General features: G+C 55.2%; 16 protein-coding genes. 7 read left to right on the forward strand and 9 right to left on the reverse strand.

The features are described from left to right. The first annotated feature begins 5 nt into the window (after positions 1-5). Entirely contained in the window at positions 6-917 is a 912-nt protein-coding gene (locus J5069_RS00970) for an AEC family transporter (protein WP_264642101.1), read from the forward strand. Here the strand turns inward: J5069_RS00970 and J5069_RS00975 are convergent. Beyond that, positions 914-2,419, reverse strand: coding sequence for a sensor domain-containing diguanylate cyclase (locus J5069_RS00975; RefSeq protein WP_264642102.1), 1,506 nt, complete (start codon positions 2,417-2,419; stop codon positions 914-916). The two genes, J5069_RS00970 and J5069_RS00975, sit on opposite strands and share 4 nt — an antisense overlap. Before the next feature lie 293 nt (positions 2,420-2,712). Between J5069_RS00975 and J5069_RS00980 the strand changes: the two genes are divergently transcribed. After that, positions 2,713-3,603: a lipid kinase gene (locus J5069_RS00980; RefSeq protein ID WP_413542191.1), complete on the forward strand. Its 891-nt coding sequence runs from the start codon at positions 2,713-2,715 to the stop codon at positions 3,601-3,603. Positions 3,604-3,648: 45 nt separating this feature from the next. On the opposite strand, the gene J5069_RS00985 is transcribed toward J5069_RS00980, so the two are convergent. From J5069_RS00985 to moeA, 3 genes are all read right to left on the reverse strand, one after another. After that, complete coding sequence (locus J5069_RS00985; protein WP_264642103.1) at positions 3,649-4,248, reverse strand: nitroreductase family protein; 600 nt, start codon at positions 4,246-4,248, stop codon at positions 3,649-3,651. A gap of 310 nt (positions 4,249-4,558) precedes the next feature. Then, entirely contained in the window at positions 4,559-5,341 is a 783-nt protein-coding gene (gene moeB / locus J5069_RS00990) for a molybdopterin-synthase adenylyltransferase MoeB (protein WP_264642104.1), read from the reverse strand. 2 nt (positions 5,342-5,343) lie between these two features. After that, entirely contained in the window at positions 5,344-6,582 is a 1,239-nt protein-coding gene (gene moeA / locus J5069_RS00995; RefSeq protein ID WP_264642105.1) for a molybdopterin molybdotransferase MoeA, read from the reverse strand. A gap of 351 nt (positions 6,583-6,933) precedes the next feature. On the opposite strand from moeA, the gene J5069_RS01000 reads away from it, so the two are divergent. From J5069_RS01000 to gsiD, 4 genes are all read left to right on the forward strand, one after another. Continuing rightward, positions 6,934-8,844 (forward strand): dipeptide ABC transporter ATP-binding protein, encoded by a 1,911-nt coding sequence (locus J5069_RS01000; protein WP_264642106.1) that lies wholly within the window; start codon positions 6,934-6,936, stop codon positions 8,842-8,844. 27 nt (positions 8,845-8,871) lie between these two features. Beyond that, positions 8,872-10,431: a glutathione ABC transporter substrate-binding protein GsiB gene (gene gsiB / locus J5069_RS01005; RefSeq protein ID WP_264642107.1), complete on the forward strand. Its 1,560-nt coding sequence runs from the start codon at positions 8,872-8,874 to the stop codon at positions 10,429-10,431. Between the two features lie 134 nt (positions 10,432-10,565). Then, positions 10,566-11,486 carry a glutathione ABC transporter permease GsiC gene (gene gsiC / locus J5069_RS01010; RefSeq protein ID WP_264642108.1) on the forward strand — a complete coding sequence of 307 codons (921 nt, stop codon included), beginning with the start codon at positions 10,566-10,568 and terminating at the stop codon, positions 11,484-11,486. 9 nt (positions 11,487-11,495) lie between these two features. Further along, positions 11,496-12,401: a glutathione ABC transporter permease GsiD gene (gene gsiD / locus J5069_RS01015; RefSeq protein WP_264642109.1), complete on the forward strand. Its 906-nt coding sequence runs from the start codon at positions 11,496-11,498 to the stop codon at positions 12,399-12,401. Between the two features lie 61 nt (positions 12,402-12,462). Here the strand turns inward: gsiD and J5069_RS01020 are convergent, their stop codons facing one another. The 5 genes from J5069_RS01020 to bioA all read right to left on the reverse strand — a co-directional run bounded on the left by J5069_RS01020 (position 12,463) and on the right by bioA (position 17,908). Next, positions 12,463-14,160, reverse strand: a complete 1,698-nt coding sequence (locus tag J5069_RS01020) for an NAD-dependent malic enzyme (RefSeq protein WP_264642110.1) — start codon at positions 14,158-14,160, stop codon at positions 12,463-12,465. A gap of 180 nt (positions 14,161-14,340) precedes the next feature. Beyond that, on the reverse strand, positions 14,341-15,228 hold the full coding sequence (gene cdd, locus J5069_RS01025) for a cytidine deaminase (protein WP_264642111.1): 888 nt from the start codon (positions 15,226-15,228) through the stop codon (positions 14,341-14,343). Between the two features lie 189 nt (positions 15,229-15,417). Then, entirely contained in the window at positions 15,418-16,113 is a 696-nt protein-coding gene (locus J5069_RS01030) for a CidB/LrgB family autolysis modulator (protein WP_264643683.1), read from the reverse strand. Next, positions 16,113-16,523 (reverse strand): CidA/LrgA family protein, encoded by a 411-nt coding sequence (locus J5069_RS01035; protein ID WP_264642112.1) that lies wholly within the window; start codon positions 16,521-16,523, stop codon positions 16,113-16,115. The genes J5069_RS01030 and J5069_RS01035 overlap by 1 nt, the downstream gene beginning before the upstream one ends. Positions 16,524-16,615: 92 nt before the next feature. Beyond that, positions 16,616-17,908 carry an adenosylmethionine--8-amino-7-oxononanoate transaminase gene (gene bioA, locus J5069_RS01040; protein ID WP_264642113.1) on the reverse strand — a complete coding sequence of 431 codons (1,293 nt, stop codon included), beginning with the start codon at positions 17,906-17,908 and terminating at the stop codon, positions 16,616-16,618. 132 nt (positions 17,909-18,040) lie between these two features. On the opposite strand from bioA, the gene bioB reads away from it, so the two are divergent. Further along, the gene (bioB, locus tag J5069_RS01045; protein WP_264642114.1) at positions 18,041-19,078 is read left to right on the forward strand and encodes a biotin synthase BioB; all 1,038 of its coding nucleotides are present in this window, start codon (positions 18,041-18,043) and stop codon (positions 19,076-19,078) included. Positions 19,079-19,081 lie beyond the last annotated feature (3 nt).

Genomic DNA, 19,081 nt, shown 5'->3' on the forward strand with positions numbered 1-19,081 from the left:
AAGAGATGGTTGATGTTCTGATAAAAGCGTTTTCATTTATTCTGGTTATTATAATTGGCTATCAATTAAAACGGCGTGGGGTGTTACAGCCGGAAAGCGGAACGGCGTTGTCCAAGTTGATGATGAATTTCACGTTGCCAGCCGCCGTTATTACGGGTTTTGCCAGCTTTCAGGTCGATCACTCGCTGTTGATTTTGGTGGCGTTTGGGCTTGGCTGTAATCTGCTGTTGCTCGGCATTGGCTATATGATTGGCCGTCGTCGCCCGGAAGGGCTGAAAGCGTATTACATGATCAACTCACCCGGCTATAACATTGGCTGTTTTACGCTGCCCTATGTGCAGAGTTTTCTTGGGCCGGTTGGCATTGTGGCGACGTGCCTGTTCGATGCCGGTAACTCGGTCATCTGCACCGGGGGAAGCTTTGCGGCGGCGTCCGCAGCAACCGGCAGAAGCTCCGGTTGGCTGAACATTATCAAACGCTTGTTTTCCTCCGTGCCGTTTGATGTCTATGTGTTCCTGATGATTGCCGCGTTGATGGGATGGCATTTACCGCCGCAGGTAATCCTGGTGGTCTCCACGCTGGGCAATGCCAACCCGTTTGTGGCGATGTTGATTATCGGCATGCTGCTGGAGATCAATATCGAACGCTCGCAGTTAAAACACGTGCTGACCATCCTGCTGCTGCGTTACGGTTCGGCGGCGGCATTTGCCTGCTTGTTCTATTTCTTCACGCCCCTGCCGTTAGAAATCCGCCAGGTGTTAGCGGTGGTGGTGTTTGCGCCGCTCTCTTCGTTATCACCGATATTTACGTCGCGCTTTAGCGGCAATTTATCCGTGGTTGCCAGCTTTGCCAACTCGGCATCGATCATGATAAGCATTGTTATCATGACCGTACTGCTGACCAGTATGCAGCTTTAAAGTGATGGGTTGCGGCGATGGCGCTCTGCGTTATTGTCCGCACTTTCCACCCGGTTGCGGCCGAGTTGTTTGGCGCGATAGAGCGCAATATCGGCGCGATTGATAAAGGTATCCAGATTCTCGTTTTCACGGTACTGGGTGACGCCCACGCTGATGGTGATATGGATTTTTTCTTTCTGGTAGGACACTTCGGCGATTTCCACGGCGCGGCGCAGAATATCCGCCCGTTGCAGCGCATTCTCCAGCGTGCAGTCATCAAGTAGCACGACAAACTCCTCGCCCCCCCAGCGGCACGCCTGATCGGAGCTGCGGATCGCCTGAAGCAGAAGCTGTGCGATATTTTGCAGCACCAAGTCGCCCACACCGTGGCCGTAGGCGTCATTGACCCGTTTAAAATGGTCGATATCCAGAATCAGGATCGACATGGGTTTGCGGTGAGTAAAACGCATGGCACGCAGGCGTTTGAAAAAGTAATCAAACGCCTGACGATTCATCACGCCGGTCAGCTTATCCGTGGTAGCCATGCGTTCGAGGCGACGCTGGTAACCGCCAATGGTTAACCACAGCAAAAACAGAAACAACAGGCTGGCGGTCAGGCTGACGCCGAGATTTTTCATTAAGGTAATCCACAGCCGATGTTCACTGGGATGGCTGCGCTGCTCGATCATCAAATACCAGTCAAATTCGGGAATCAGGCGCGTATTGAGAAATACCGGCCCCTCGTCGTCGTATTGATAGCTGCCGCCCGGATTGGTCAAAATGGCGGTCGCGAGGGCGGATAACTCCGGCTGCTGGTGGATATTCAGCGCATTACGAAAATCATCACCGTGCAACACCACCTGGCCGCTCTTGTCCGTAAAGTAGATGGTACGACGGTAACGCTCCTGATATTTCTCTATCAGATGTTTGACCTTTTCAACCGAAATCCCGACGCCAGCAATGCCGATAAAATTGCCGCTATAGTCTTTGACCTTGTGGTTGATAAAGATATCGAGGCGGTCGCGTTTTTCCGGGTCGTGTCCCACTTCAATCAGATAAGGATGTTCATCCGACAGTTCGCGCGCCTGAAAATACCACTGATCTTCTTGAACGTTCTCTGACATGGTTTTTAAAACCCGCTGCGGATCGTAATAACGTTTGGTTTTGTCAGAAATAAAGAAGGAAAAAATGGTATCAAAGCGATTATCGATTTCACGCAGATAGCGAATCATGGCTTGCGGATCGGATTCATTGTCCAACACCCAGTCTCGCACGAAAGTATCGTGTGCCATCAGCGAGGAAATAAAAATAGGGCGCAGCAGATCCTGCTGAATTTCTGAATAGACATTGTCACTGGTGAGCGGCAGGGTATTTTCTTTAATCTCCGCCTCCAGCGATTGTTGAGCCACTTTAAAACTGGTCCAACTGATGATCAGAAATGCGGTCAGAAGCATGACAGTGAACAACACGGCTGCTCGTGTTTTGTTTAACCATACAGCGCTTGTCATTAGATCTACACGCAAAGCTGTATCCTCGTAGTGTTCTGTGCTGGAGTGAAGGACGCCGATGATTATGCATCAAGATGATACATGCAGCTAACTGAAGTTAAGCAGTCACCTGACAAAACGGCAAACAGGAGCGCCATTTCTGTTGCGCGCTCTCCTGATGTTGCTCAAGCGAAAGTCGAAAGCCATTCAATGTCATGTTTTGTAGACTATTGTCGCCTTCGGCAAGGGGCGTTGAGTGAACGATTTATCCTGTGGTTAAATCAAGGGTTGTTTGGGTACACCATACGGGAAAGACGATCATGCCGCCGATGATGACAAGCCAACAGGAACCCGTCACCGCCTTGCTATTGATCAATGAAAAAGCGAGGAAAGGTGACTGCGCACGCGAAGAGGTACTGGCTCAGTTAATGGCGCAGGGGCTGCGCGTGTTGGTTCCCAGCGCAGAATTGTCGATGACCTACAGCGAATTGATCGAGCACTATGCCGATCGCGTCGATATGGTTATCGTCGGTGGCGGTGACGGCAGCCTGAACGCCGCCGCGCCGGGCCTGGTGGCGACAGGGTTGCCGCTGGGGGTGCTGCCGTTGGGCACCGCCAACGATTTTGCTCGCACGCTGGATATCCCTTTCGATCTGAAAAGCGCCATTTCGGTTATCGTTGCAGGCCACCGTCGGGCTGTGGATTTAGGAAAGGTGAACGGTCACCTTTTCTTTAACGTGTCCAGTATCGGTTTCTCCGCGGTTTTGGCGCGTGAACTGACGGCTGAATCTAAAAAACGCTGGGGAACGCTCGGCTATGCGCTGGCTGCCTGTAAGCTGCTGCGCCAAAGTCGACCATTTCGTGCGGAAATTGTTCATGAAGGCGCGGTCGAACGTGTCAGAACGGTACAAATTTCGGTGGGTAACGGGCGTTTTTATGGCGGTGGGATGACGGTAGAACAGCGCGCCGCGCCGGATGACGGGCTGCTTGATGTCTACAGCCTTGAAGTGACTCACTGGTGGCAGATGATTGCGCTGATCCCGTTTTTGCGTCGAGGCACTCAGGGGCGTTGGCGTCAGGTGCGGGCGTTCTCCACGACGGAGCTGATTCTTAACACCCGGCGACCGCACGATATCAACGCGGACGGAGAGTTGATTGGCCGTACACCGGCGCATTTTACCATCAAACAAAAAGCGATTGAGGTGTTTGCCCCGCGCTGATTCAGAGGCGTAATTACGCCCCTGAACGTCAGTGCGGTTTATCCCTTATTTGAATACACGAAAGCGGGTTTCGTCATCAATATAGGTTTTTTCACCGGCCGGTTGCTCAATGGAACCGAACGGTAACTGCGCCCGCAGCTTCCACTGTGCGGGCAAATCCCACGCTTGCTTCACATCATCATCAATCAGCGGGTTGTAGTGCTGTAGCGATGCGCCGACGCTTTCTTGCGCTAAGGCGGTCCAGACGGCGAACTGGGCGATACCGGTGCCGTGTTCAGACCAGATGGGAAAGTTGTCAGCATAAAGCGCAAACTGCTTTTGTAAGGTCTCGATGACGTCGGTATCTTCAAAGAACAGCACGGTCCCTGCGCCCGCAGCAAACGAGGCCAGTTTTTTTTCTGTGGGTTCAAAAGCGTCCGCCGGCACGATTTTTTTGAGCTGGTGTTTAACGATATCCCACAGCTTCTTATGCTCTGCGCCGAACAGGATCACGACGCGAGAACTTTGCGAGTTGAACGATGACGGGCTCTGCTTGACTGCGGTAGTGACGATCTCGGTGATTTTCTCTTCAGAAATCGGCAGATGTGAACCGATGGCGTAGATGGAACGGCGAACCTTGATAGCCTGCAAAAATGCGTTGCTCATGCTTTATTCCCCTCTAATCATTCTTTATCAGGATGTTATTACACAACCTTGGCGCAAAATACCTATACCCTAAATAATTCGCGTTGCAGGAAGGCGGCAAGTGAATGAATCCCGATGAGCTTACTTAGGTAAGTGATTCGGGTAAGTGAGCGCAGCCAACGCATCTGCAACGTGAAGTATGACGGGTATATGATACTCTGGCACCCTTGGGTTACAGGTTCAAGTCTGATAACTCAATACCATAGAAGAATAGCTGCTAAGCAAAAATGTGCTCAACCTATGGGGGGTAACCCGCGCTACCGTAGCCCGATCAGTGTCCGCACACCTCACAGTGTGGGCTTTTGGGTAGCGTAATCGTGCGAAACTGGGTGGTCATGGCGTCATACAATACCAACCGACCAACGGCCGGTTCGCCAAAATGCGCCAGCAGTTTTATCGTCTCCATCGCCTGCAAGGCACCGATGATACCGACCAGGGGGGACATAACGCCGGCTTCGGCGCACGTTAGCGCGTTTTCACCAAACAGGCGGCTCAGGCAGCGGTAACAGGGTTCTTGTTCGCCGTAGGTAAACACACTGATCTGGCCTTCCATGCGAATGGCTGCGCCGGAGACCAGCGGCGTTTTGCTGTCAAAACAAAAGCGGTTAAGGCGATCGCGTATCGCCACGTTGTCGGTGCAATCCAGCACCACCTGATGGCGGCTTACCAGCGCCTGCAAGGCGTCGTCCGACAGATCGTCGTTAATACACTCCAGCGAAATATGGGGATTAATGGCGGCCAGTTCCGCAGCGGCAGAGGCCACCTTCGCCATATTGATACGCGCATCGCGGTGCAAAATCTGACGTTGCAGGTTGGAGAGCGCAACGGTGTCAAAATCCAGCAGCGTCAAATGCCCCACGCCTGCCGCAGCCAGGTATTGCGCTGCGGCACAACCCAAACCGCCCAAACCCACCACCAGTACGCTAGCCGCTTTAAGCGCTTCCTGTCCGTCAAAATCGAAGCCTTTTAGCATGATCTGACGGTTGTAGCGCAGCATTTCGCTGTGGCTTAGCACATCTTCACTCTCTGGGGCTTTCGGGGTGGTGGTTGACATCCTCACTCTCCCAGCAGCGCATTGAAGGGTTCAATTTCTACCCATTCTCCGGCGGCTACCGGCCCGCGTTCGGCTTCGAGTACGATAAAACAGTTGCCGAGGCTAAATGAGCTGAAGATGTGCGATCCCTGATGGCCGGTGGCTCTGACTTCCAACTCACCGTCGTCATTCCGGCTGACTATGCCGCGTTGAAAATCGAGTCGACCGGGGGTTTTCTTCAACGCCGAGGCGGTTTTCACCCGTTGGCGCGCTGGGAAGTGCCACTGACTGTGGCCGGAAAGCTGCGCAATAAGCGGTTGCACCAATTGATAGAAGGTGACGGCGGCAGAGACCGGATTACCGGGCAGGCCGCAGAACCAGGCCTGACGCAGTTTGCCGAAAGCGAACGGCTTGCCGGGTTTGATTGCCAGCTTCCAGAAATGGATGTCACCAATATCGTCCAGAATCTGCTTGGTGTAGTCGGCTTCCCCCACCGAAACGCCGCCGCTGCTGATCACCAGATCGGCCTCGCTGTCAGCGCGTTGAAACGCGTCGCGCAAGGCGACCGGATCGTCACGAATGATGCCGAGATCGAGAATATCGCAGCCCAGTTTTTCCAGCATCAGACGTACGGCAAAACGATTGGTGTCGTAAATTTGCCCTGCCTGCAATGGCTGACCGATGTGCTGCAACTCATCGCCGGTGGAAAATATGGCTACGCGCAGGCGGCGTATCACGGTGACGTCAGCCACGCCCAGCGACGCCAGCAGTGGCAGGCGAGCTGGCCCCAATGCGCAACCCGCTGGTAAGACGCGCGCGCCGCGCTGAATATCTTCGCCTGCCAGACGGATATTTTGCCCCGCCTTCACCGGTTGTGTGAAACGCACGCCGTTAGCCTCTGCTTTGGCATATTCCTGCATGACAACCGCCTCTGTTCCCGGCGGAACCGGCGCGCCGGTCATGATGCGGATACAGCTTCCCGCGGGCCAATCACCCACGAACGGGTTACCGGCAAAGGCTTTTCCGGCCACGGGCAGCGGCGTATCACCCTGTGCCAGATCGGCCATGCGCACGGCGTAGCCATCCATCGCGGCATTGGCGAACGAAGGCACGTCGAGAGGGGAGGTAATGTCGCTGGCGGTAATGCGGCCGGCCGCCTGGTCAAGAGCGACGATTTCCGTCTGTGCCAGCGGTGAAACCAGCGCCAGCATACGTTGCAGCGCTTGCTCAAGCGCGAGTAAACCTGAGGTAAATGCTTCCATGATGACTCCATTCGCCGACGTCTATGCGTCGGGAGATCGGGCAAAACGCGATACAGTGCACTGGGATTATGCCAGCAAAGTGAACGCTATTATGTCAGAGAACACCCAGCGGGTGAATGTGACAACGTCAAGGTTATGGCAGGAAAGCGCACCATCAGGGAGTAACACGCTTTAATACTGAACAGGTATAGACGGATTGATTATGTGCTGTAACGCAATGTTATAAGACACATATTTTATTAATTGCACGGCAGTTTTATGCTAAACCTCCCTCAGTGTGCTAAATAAAACTAAAACCGTTTTTCATACGGACTGATTCTGCTACACGTTAAACAAGGAGAGAAACCGTTCATGATATCCCATGCGCCCGTGCGTGAAGCGACTGATACTACACTGATTCTGCCGGAACAGCAGATCCTGTCAGTGCGGTCACTCGGCGTGCGTTTTCATGCGCAGCGGGAGCCGGTATCGGTGATCCACGATCTCTCGTTGACGGTCACGCGCGGTGAAACGCTGGCGATCGTCGGTGAGTCTGGCTCGGGAAAGTCAGTCACGGCGCTGGCGATCATGCGGTTGATCGAGCAGGCGGGGGGCGATATTCATCACGGCGAGATGTTGTTTCGTCGGCGTGACGGTCACATTCTGGATATAACAACTGCCAGCCAGCGTGAGATGCGTCGTTTACGCGGTGCGGACATGGCGATGGTATTCCAGGAGCCAATGACCTCGCTCAACCCGGTGTTTCCGGTTGGTGAACAGATTGCCGAGTCCATTCGTCTGCATCAGGGCATGTCCGCGCGGGACGCGAAGGCAGAAGCGTTGCGCATGCTCGATCTGGTAAGAATTCCGGAAGCGAAAAACGTGCTGGGCCGTTATCCGCATCAACTCTCGGGCGGCATGCGCCAGCGCATCATGATCGCCATGGCGCTCTCCTGCAAGCCGACATTGCTGATAGCCGATGAACCGACCACCGCGTTGGACGTCACCATTCAGGCACAAATTTTACAACTGATTCAGCTATTGCAGCGTGAAATGGCGATGGCTGTGATTTTCATCACCCATGATATGGGCGTGGTGGCGGAAGTGGCCGATCGCGTGCTGGTGATGAATAGCGGCCACTGCGTTGAAACCGCGGGCGTGAGCGAGATATTTGCCACACCACAGCATGTGTATACCCGTGCGTTGTTGGCGGCAGTGCCGACGCTAGGCGAGATGCGCGGGCGTAGCGAACCTGCACCGTTTTCGCTGCATCTCACCGACGTCCAAGGGCAGACGATTGCCAGGCAGACAGCGGCCAGCGCGGCGCCGGCGAGCCTGCCCAAACCGTCGACGCCCGTATTGCAGGTGCGCGATTTGGTCACGCGATTTCCGCTGCGCCGGGGAATACTCAACCGCGTGACCCATCAGGTGCATGCGGTGGAGCACATCAGTTTCGATCTTTACCCCGGCGAAACGCTGTCATTGGTCGGGGAGTCCGGCTGCGGAAAATCGACGGCAGCGCGCGCCTTGTTACAACTGGTGCCCAGCCAGCAGGGCACTATCACCTTTGCCGGTGAACGTATTGAAGGTCTGGGCAGTGAGGCGCTGCACCGGATACGCCGCAATATTCAACTGATTTTTCAGGACCCTTATGCATCGCTGGACCCCCGTCTGACGGTGGGGTTCTCGATCATGGAACCGCTGTTGGTGCACAAGGTGATGGATAAAACGGCAGCCGAAGCGCGGGTGGCGCAACTGCTCAAGCGTGTGGGGCTATTGCCGGAACATGCCGGACGCTATCCGCATGAGTTTTCTGGCGGGCAGCGGCAGCGCATATGCATTGCGCGCGCACTGGCGTTAAACCCCAAGGTGGTGATCGCCGATGAGGCGGTGTCAGCGCTGGATGTCTCGATCCGGGCACAAATCGTCAACCTGATGATGGAATTGCAGCAGGAATACGGTATCGCATTCCTGTTTATTTCTCACGATATGGCGGTCGTGGAGCGCATCAGCCACCGCGTTGCGGTGATGTATTTGGGGCAGATTGTGGAAATCGGCCCGCGTCAGGCGGTGTTTGAGAACCCTCAACATCCTTATACCCGTAAACTGATGGCAGCAGTACCGATCGCCGATCCGGGACGCCGCCATCACCGCCATGCGCTGCTGGCGGATGATATACCCAGTCCTGTTCGGGCGCTGGGCGATGAACCAACCATTGTACCGCTGGTCGAGGTGGGTGAACGGCACTATGTGGCCCACCACACGATTGCGGGCGCTTATTGACAGAGGATACAGGGAGATACGATCACAATGACACTTTTGACTCGCGTTAATCTGCTCACCGCCAAACGTGCGGGGGCGCTGGCGGTGGCGGCAGCCTTGATGGCGTCTGCACCCGCCTGGGCGGCGAAAGATGCTGTAATTGCCGTGGCATCCAATTTCACCACGCTCGATCCTTATGATGCTAACGACACCCTGTCGCAAACGGTGGCGAAATCGTTCTATCAGGGGCTGTTTGGTTTCGATAAGGACATGAAATTAGTCAACGTGCTGGCCGAGAGCTATCAGGTCAGCGACGATAACCTGACCTATACCATCAAACTGCACAGCGGTGTGAAATTTCATGACGGTACCGATTTCAATGCGCAAGCGGTTAAGGTGAATCTCGATCGCGCCAGCAATCCGGAAAATCGCCTGAAACGCTATAACCTGTTCAAGGTGATTGCGAAAACGGAAGTGGTGGATCCGCAGACGGTGAAAATCGTGCTGAAACAGCCGTTCTCGGCCTTTATCAACAACCTGGCCCACCCTGCTGCGGTGATTATTTCGCCCGCCGCGTTGCAGCAATATGGTAAGGAGATTGGTTTCCACCCGGTGGGTACAGGCCCTTACAAGTTTGTCACCTGGAACCAGACCGATTATGTCAAAGTGGAGAAATTCTCCGGTTATTGGCGTGCGGGGCTGCCTAAGCTCGACAGTATTACCTGGCGTCCGGTGGTGGATAACAACACCCGCGCCTCGCTGCTCCAGACCGGCGAAGCGCAGTTCGCTTTCCCGGTGCCGTTTGAGCAAGCCAAGGTGTTGGAGAAAAACAACCAGTTGGCGGTAGTGACATCCCCTTCCATTTTGCACCGTTATTTGAGTTTCAACGTGACGCAAAAACCGTTCGACAATATCAAGGTGCGGCAGGCGATTAACTATGCCATCAACAAAGAGGCGCTGATCAAGGTGGCATTCTCCGGTTATGCGGTGCCGTCACAGGGACCACTGCCGAAGAGTATCGATTTTGCCCAGCAGTATCAGCCATGGCCTTACGACCCGGCAAAAGCGCGCGAGCTGTTGAAAGAAGCGGGCTATCCGGACGGATTTACCACCACGCTGTGGGCATCGCATAACCACAGTACGGCGCAGAAGGTGCTGCAATTTACCCAGCAGCAGCTGGCGCAGGTAGGGATTAAAGTACAGGTTACGGCGATGGATGCCGGGCAGCGTGCCGCCGAAGTGGAAGGCAAGGGCGTGAATGAAACCGGTGTGCGCCTGTTCTATACCGGCTGGTCTGCCTCGACCGGGGAAGCCGATTGGGCGCTGACGCCGCTGTTTGCCACGGCGTCCTGGCCTCCGGCGCTGTTTAATACGGCGTTTTACAGCAGCGAGCAGGTGGATGCAGACTTGGCGAATGCGTTGAAGACCACCGATCGTGCGCAGAAGGAAAAACTGTACAAAGATGCGCAGGACAAAATCTGGGCAGATGCGCCCTGGGCGTTTTTGGTGACGGAACAGCTGGTTTCGGCTAACAGCAAGAAACTGAGCGGGTTCTATGTGATGCCTGATACCGCATTCAGTTTTGATGAGGCTGATTTGGCGCAATAAGTGGCACAGGGTTTTTCTCAGCCGCGTGATCGACGCGGCTGAGAACCTGCTGTTTTCGTGTTATCGCCGTGTGTAGAACAGGATGCAGAGCGCGCCATGCCAGACAATGAAACAAGAAGGATAATCATGTTGTTATGCTGAATTATTTCCTCAAACGGCTGCTGGGCATGATCCCCACCTTGCTGATTGTGCTGGTCGTGGTGTTCATGTTTGTACACCTGCTGCCGGGCGATCCTGCTCGCCTGATGGCGGGGCGCGAGGCTGATGCCGCCGTGATTGCTATGGTACGGCAGGATTTAGGCCTGGATAGACCGCTCTATGAACAATTCTGGCGTTTTTTCACCCATGTGCTGCAAGGGGATCTGGGCACCTCGATGGCCTCTAAGCGCCCGGTCACTAATGAGATAGCCATCCGCTTTCTGCCGACGCTGTGGCTCACCTTAACCAGCATGGTGTGGGCGGTTATTTTCGGCATGAGCATCGGTATGATTTCCGCTATCTGGCGCAACCGCTGGCCCGATAGGCTGGGGATGACGCTGGCGGTATCCGGCCTGTCATTTCCATCGTTTGCGTTGGGGATGCTGCTGATGCAGGTGTTTTCCGTTGAGCTCGGCTGGTTACCCACCGTCGGTGCGGAGAGCTGGCGTCACTATATTTTGCCCTCAATCACCCTGGGCGCTGCCGTTGCCGCCGTGATGGCGCGTTTTACCCGCGCCTCCTTTGCCGATGTGCTGCAAGAAGACTATATGCGCACCGCACGCGCTAAAGGTGTTCGTGAGTTTTTGGTCATCACCAAACATGGTTTGCGCAATGCGCTGATCCCGGTGGTCACCATGATGGGGCTCCAGTTTGGCTTTTTGCTGGGCGGGTCGATTGTGGTGGAAAAAGTGTTCAACTGGCCGGGGTTGGGGCGTTTATTGGTGGACGCGGTGGAGATGCGCGATTATCCCGTGATCCAAGGGTTAGTGCTGTTGTTTTCACTGGAGTTTATTGTGATTAACCTGCTGGTGGATGTGCTTTATGCGGCAATCAACCCGTCAATTCGCTATCGATAAGGAACTGCGATGAAACATTGGCGACGTAAGGCCGTGCTGGCAACGCTGCCGCTGCTGCGGGAAACCACCATCCGCACTCCGCTCGGTGAGTTCTGGCGACGTTTTTTGTTGCAGCGTACCGCCGTGATGGCGGGGGTCTTTGTGCTGTTGCTGATCGCTGTGGCGCTGTTGGCGCCTTATCTGGCGCCGTTCGATGCGGAAAACTATTTCGATTATGACCGTTTGAACGAGGGGCCCTCTTCGTTGCATTGGCTCGGCGTCGACGCGCTGGGCCGCGATATCTTCAGCCGTGTTCTACTCGGTGCGCGTATTTCGCTGGCGGCAGGCATCTTGTCCGTCGTGGTGGGCATGGTGATAGGCACGCTACTGGGGCTGGTGGCCGGTTACTATGAAGGGGTATGGGATCGGCTGATTATGCGCTTGTGCGACGTGCTGTTTGCCTTTCCGGGCATTCTGCTGGCGATTGCCGTGGTCGCGGTGATGGGCAGCGGCATGGCTAATGTGATTGTCGCCGTGGCGATTTTCAGCATTCCTGCCTTTGCGCGTCTGGTGCGCGGTAATACCTTGGTGTTGAAACAGCAAACGTACGTGGAATCAGCGCGTAGCCTTGGCGCATCCGACAGCACTATTTTATTGCGCCACATTCTTCCCGGTACCTTCTCGTCAATCGTGGTCTATTTTTCAATGCGCGTGGGCATGTCGATCATTACCGCGGCCAGCCTCTCTTTTCTTGGCCTGGGGGCGCAGCCGCCGACGCCGGAGTGGGGCGCTATGCTCAATGAGGCGCGGGCCGATATGGTGATGGCACCGCACGTGGCGCTGTTTCCCAGCCTGGCGATTTTCCTGACCGTGCTGGCGTTTAATCTGTTGGGGGATGGTTTGCGCGATGCGCTCGATCCCAAATTGCGCCCGTAGTCCAATACCAATAAAAACGGCCCCGATAAAGGGGCCGTTATGTTTCAGGCAGTAAAATCGCTTAGAACGAGGTGCGTTTATAGCTGCGGTATTGCGGTTGCCAGAAGTTGTGCGTAATCGCCTTCGCCAGCGTATCGCTGGAGGTCACTTCTGCCACACCCTGCAACTGTGCGGCTTTTGCCACGTCCATCGCGATACGGCGAGACACATCCTGGATATCTTCCAGGTCAGGCAGCAAGGCACCTTCACCATTGTTGGCCAGCGGTGAACAGTCGGCCAACGCGCGGCTGGCGGCCATCAGCATGCCATCGGTAATGCGTTTGGCACCACTCGCCAGTACGCCCAAGCCAATGCCCGGGAAGATATAGGAGTTGTTACACTGGGCAATCGGGAACAGGGTGTCTTTGTGCTTGACCGGTGCAAACGGGCTTCCCGTTGCGACCAGTGCGGCACCGTCGGTCCAGCGGAGAATATCTTCCGGACGCGCTTCCACGCGGGAGGTCGGGTTGGATAGCGGCATCACGATCGGACGCGCACAGTGGGTGTGCATTTCACGAATGATCTCTTCCGTGAACAGACCCGGCTGGCCGGAGACGCCAATCAGGATGGTCGGTTTGGCATTACGCACCACTTCCAGCAGTGAGATCGCATCGCTGGCAACGTCCCACTCGCTCAACAGCTCACTCTTCTGCACCAGCTTGCTCTGGAAATCGAGCAGGTTCGGCAGTTTGTCCGTCAGCAGGCCGAAGCGATCCACCATAAACACGCGGGCACGCGCTTCTTCTTCGCTCAGACCTTCAGATTTCATCTGCGCGATAATTTGCTCGGCGATACCGCAACCGGCGGAACCGGCACCGAGGAAGGTGACCGTTTGATCGCGCAGTTGTGTGCCAGCAGCACGGCTGGCGGCAATCAGGCTGCCCAGCGCTACGGCGGCGGTGCCTTGGATGTCATCGTTAAAGCAGCAGATTTCATCGCGGTAGCGGTTTAACAGCGGCGTGGCGTTGCTTTGTGCAAAGTCTTCAAATTGCAGCAACACGTTCGGCCAGCGGCGTTTCACGGCCTGAATGAATTCTTCCACGAAGGCATCGTATTCTTCACCGGTGATACGCGGGTGACGCCAGCCCATATAGAGCGGATCGTTCAGACGCTGCGGGTTGTTGGTGCCGACATCCAGCACCACCGGCAGGGTATACGCCGGGCTGATGCCGCCACAGGCGGTGTAGAGCGCCAGCTTGCCGATAGGGATCCCCATGCCGCCGATGCCCTGATCGCCCAGGCCAAGAATACGCTCACCGTCGGTGACTACAATCACCTTCACGTTCTGCTTGGTGGCGTTTTGCAACATGTCATCGATGTTTTCACGGTTCGGATAGGAGATAAACAACCCGCGAGCACGACGATAAATATCTGAGAAGTGTTCGCACGCCTGACCGACCGTTGGGGTGTAGATGATCGGCATCATTTCGGTCAGGTGTGCGTCCAGCAGGCGGTAAAACAGGGTCTCGTTAGTATCCTGAATGTTACGCAGATAGACGTGCTTCTCCATATCATTTTTGAATTCCTGATACTGCCGCCAGGCGCGTTCTGCCTGCTCTTCAATGGTTTCCACGGCCTCAGGCAACAGACCGTGCAGGTTGAAGTTGGCACGCTCTTCATTGGTGAAGGCGCTGCCTTTGTTCAGCAACGGGAATTCCAACAGGATAGGACCAGCATAAGGGATGTAGAGTGCGCGTTTGCTTTCGTATTCTAATTCCATGACTTTTCTTACTCTTCGGGTAACAGAAACGAATTTAGGTAATGACACGACATGACAGCGCGGATCTTAAATTACCCATAAAATATGTACAGAAAATGTTAATTAAAATAGTTACACATGACTTGCGTCACAACATTTTGTCCATACTCCCTAATGTGTTCATCATTTTTGTGCGCTGTATCAGTCGATAAAGTGTTGCTGTACATCGGTACACCCGGCTTCAGCCAGAATAATTTGCAACATCACCCACTGACTGATGGCGGTATTGCGCGGTTCAACCAGCGCGGCGCGGCGCACGCTGTGAATATCTTCACCGGCTAGATTCATCAGGTTCAGCGCTACCTGAAGCGGCGGCAGGCTGGGATTGAACGCGGCATTTTCTGCATAGCGTCCGGTATACACCGTGCCGCGATCGGTTTCCAGCGCGACGCCGCTCAGGGCGTTGCTGTAGGGCGCATGACTGCGGTTGGCAGCGTCCAGCGCGGTCTGCGCCAGCAGATCGGCATCAAGCAGGGTGCGCCCGTGATTGACCGGGTCCATCAACAGCGTGGTGATGTTCAGATCCTGCGGTCCAAAGGCATCGGGTAAATAGTGGTGCAGCCGTGCGGGTTCGCGCCCCGGCAGGTGGATATGCAGCGTGTTTGCCCGGTTCAGTTCATTCATAAACTGACGGCAGTGCCCGCAGGGGGTGTAGTTCACCGTGATACTGGTCAAACCGCGCTCCTGGCGCAGCCAGGCATGGGCAATGGCGCTCTGCTCCGCGTGCAGCGTTTGCTGCAACGGCACCGCACTGAACTCCATGTTGGCACCAAAGTAGAGGTTGCCACTTTCTCCCTGAGCAACGGCACCCACTTGAAAGTGAGAAATCGGTGCAACGGCGCATGCAGCCGCAAGGGGGAGCAAGGCGTAGGCCAATGTTTCCGGTGTCAGGCCGCACTGGGTGCACAGGGTTGTTACGTCATCAGCAAGCAGCATCCCGGCGAAGTCAGGACGCTCAAGTAGTGGCAGCAAGGCATGTTGCAGTGTGTCAGAAAGTTGTGCAAAAGGGGCGTGATAGCGTGGGTGCATAGCGATGTACTCTTTTTGCCATTATTGTTTGTTGTCAGGGTAAAAAGTAGCGTATCAATAAATTGTGATCAGTATCTCGTCGAACGTGAACTTATTGAAAATAAGATGCAAACTGCGCGATATATCTCAAATTATCGAGCAGAATGCAACGGCGCTGTGCTTCTCGCGCCGTCTGCATCATCTTTGCCGCTAGTGAAACAGTTGTACCAGCAGCGGAAAGATAAAAGGCGCAATCAGTGAGGTCATGATGCCGCAGATCACCAAGGCCAATGAACTGAACGCCCCTTCCTGAAAATCGATCTCGACGCAGCGGGCGGTGCCCAGCGCGTGTGACGCCGTCCCCATGGAGAGTCCGCGCGCCGCCTTGGTGCGAATCCCCACGCGATTAAACAGTGTGTGCCCGAAGACCGCACCGAGGATGCCGACAAAAATCACACAGACTGCGCTGATGGCGGGAATGCCGCCGATGGTGCTTGCGACCGCCATGGCGATGGGCGTTGTCACCGATTTCGGCAGCACCGACGCGGCGATCTCCGGCGTAGCACCTAACCACAGCGCAATGACCGTGCCGGAAATAATGGCCGCCATGCTGCCGATAAAGCAGACGCTGATGATGGATTTCCAACGCGCACGGATCTGATGAAGCTGTTCATAGAGAGGAAACGCCAACGCTACCACGGCGGGCTGCAACAGATCGTTCAGCACTTTACTGCCCGCGAAGTAGTTTTCGTAAGGAATATTGAGCAGCAGCAATAGCGGGATCAGGATAGCCATCGACACCAGCAGTGGGTTTAGCAGCGGCATTTTGCATTTTATCGCCAGCTTGCGCGCCGCGAAGAAGGTCAGCAGCGTCAGAGGCAACGACCACCAGATGTTGGACAACATCATTTTTTTCCTTCCTCATCCGGTGTTTCGAGCGTGGTGATGATGTGTTCACGTTGCATCAACTGCGTGCAAAAGCCAACGACCAGCATGACAACCAGCGTGCTGATAAGACAGGACACTACGATAGGGCCAAACTGCTTGCTCAGCAGATCATAGTAATTCATGACGCCCACGCCGATAGGCACAAACAGCAATGCCATGTAGCGAATCATCAAGTGGCAGCCGGGTTTTACCCAGGGCGCAGGAAGGATCTGCGAGGCTAACAGGGCAAAGAGGATAAGCATACCGATAATGCTGCCGGGAATAGTCAGCGGGAGTAACGCGGATATCGCATTACCTGCGAACAGACACAGATAAATAAGTGCGAAAGCGCGTAAATACTGCCCGCAAAGGATTGTCGTATTACGCATGGGAAGTTCCTGATAAGCTGAGGCGATTATCATAGCGCTAATCAATTTGGTGTGCCACAGATCACAGGTTTTTCCCGCTGACTTTCCCGCCGTTATTGAAACAACTCGGGCCGCTGTACGGCATCACGCAGTGCGCTGGTCAAGCGTGTTAAGGCTTCTGGCGAGATAATATAGGGCGGCATCACATACAGCAGCTTGCCAAAAGGGCGGATCCACACACCGCGCTCGACAAAAAAGCGCTGCACGCGCGCCACGTTCACCGGACGCGTGGTTTCCAGTACGCCAATCGCGCCTAAAACACGCACGTCTGCCACCAGTGCGGCATCCAGTAATGGCAGTAATTCCGCGCGCAGTTGGCGCTCAATCGCCATTACCTGTGTCTGCCACTCCCCGTCAGCAAGCAACGCCAGACTGGCATTGGCGGCGGCACAGGCCAATGGGTTCGCCATAAAGGTCGGGCCGTGCATGAAACAACCGGCCTCGCCATTGCTGATGGTGTCTGCGACCTGTCGCGTGGTCAAGGTGGCTGACAGCGTCAGGTATCCTCCGGTCAGCGCTTTACCCAGACAGAGAATGTCGGGGGCGATACCGGCATGTTCACAGGCAAACAGTTTGCCCGTGCGGCCAAATCCGGTGGCTATTTCGTCGGCTATCAGCAAGATACCGTATCGATCGCACAACGCACGCACGCGTTTAAGGTAAGTGGGGTGGTAGATACGCATCCCGCCCGCGCCTTGAACCACCGGCTCAAGGATAATGGCGGCGATGTCGTGGCTGTGCGTTTCCAGCAGATCGTGGAGCGGCTGGATGTCAGATTCGTGCCACTCGCCATTAAAACGGCTGCGCGGCGCGTCGGCAAAAAGATGAGACGGCAGGTATCCCTGATAGAGGCTGTGCATGGCATTGTGCGGATCGCACACCGACATCGCGCCAAAGGTGTCGCCATGGTAGCCGTGGCGCAGGGTCAAAAATCGCGCCCGACGCTCGCCGCGCGCCTGCCAATATTGCAGCGCCATTTTGAGCGCCACTTCGACGGCCACCGAGCCGGAATCGGCCAGAAACACGCACTCCAACGGCGCAGGCGTAATGGCGACCAACTTTTGGCACAACGCAATGGCTTGAGGATGGGTAATGCCGCCAAACATCACGTGCGACATCTGCGCTATCTGCTGCTGCAAGGCCTGGTTCAAGCGCGGATGGTTGTAACCGTGGATCGCCGCCCACCAGGAGGACATGCCATCCACCAGTTCTCGCCCATCGTCCAGTTGCAGGTGATAACCGTGGGCCGCTACCACCGGATAACAGGGAAGGGGGTGCGTCATTGAGGTGTAAGGATGCCAGATGTGGCGTTGATCAAATTCCAGGTCTGCGTTCGAAAGCAACATTATCAATAAACCGTATTGTAAACTAAATTCACACTCATATGGTTGACAGTATAGCGTTGTCATTTACACTTACGCCACATTTTCATGTCGCCTCGGCGGCATGGCACCCTGTCGAACAAAGAGGCCAACCATATGGCAGAACGTATTCACTGGACGCTGGAGCAAGCGCAACAACTGTTTGATAAACCGTTTTTAGAGCTGATGTTTGAGGCGCAGCAGGTGCATCGTCAGCACTTCGATCCGCGTCAGGTGCAGGTCAGTACGCTGCTCTCCATCAAAACCGGGGCTTGCCCGGAGGATTGCAAGTATTGCCCGCAGAGTGCGCGTTATCGCACTGGACTGGAAGCGGAACGCTTGATGCAGGTCGAGCAGGTGCTGGATTCTGCGCGTCAGGCTAAAGCGGCGGGCTCAACCCGTTTCTGTATGGGCGCCGCCTGGAAAAACCCCCATGAGCGCGATATGCCTTACCTGCAACAGATGGTGAAAGGCGTCAAGGAGATGGGGATGGAAACCTGTATGACGTTAGGCACGTTGCACGGCGATCAGGCGGAACGATTGGCTGACGCCGGGCTGGATTTCTATAACCATAACCTGGACACCTCGCCGGAGTTCTACGGCAATATCATCACCACCCGTACCTATCAGGAGCGGCTGGATACGCTGGATAAAGTGCGCCACGCGGGCATTAAAGTCTGCTCCGGCGGCATTGTCGGGTTGGGCGAAACGGTACGCGATCGCGCCGGGTTGTTGGTACAGTTGGCAAACCTGCCGACGCCGCCGGAAAGCGTACCGATCAATATGCTGGTGAAAGTCAAAGGCACGCCGCTGGAAAATAACGACGACGTTGAGCCTTTCGATTTTATCCGCACCATCGCCGTCGCACGCATCATGATGCCGACTTCTCACGTGCGCCTGTCCGCCGGTCGCGAACAGATGAGCGAACAGACCCAGGCCATGTGCTTTATGGCCGGTGCCAACTCCATTTTCTATGGCTGCAAGCTGCTGACCACTCCCAATCCGAAAGAAGACAAGGATTTGATCCTGTTCCGCAAACTGGGTCTCAATCCGCAACAAACGGAAACCGAGGCGGGCGATAACCAACAACAGCAGCGTTTGGCGCAGCAAGTGTTGGAAGCCGACACCGAACAGTTCTACAACGCTGCCGTGTGACCA

Source organism: Candidatus Symbiopectobacterium sp. NZEC127 (assembly GCF_025962675.1).
Classification (GTDB): domain Bacteria; phylum Pseudomonadota; class Gammaproteobacteria; order Enterobacterales; family Enterobacteriaceae; genus Symbiopectobacterium.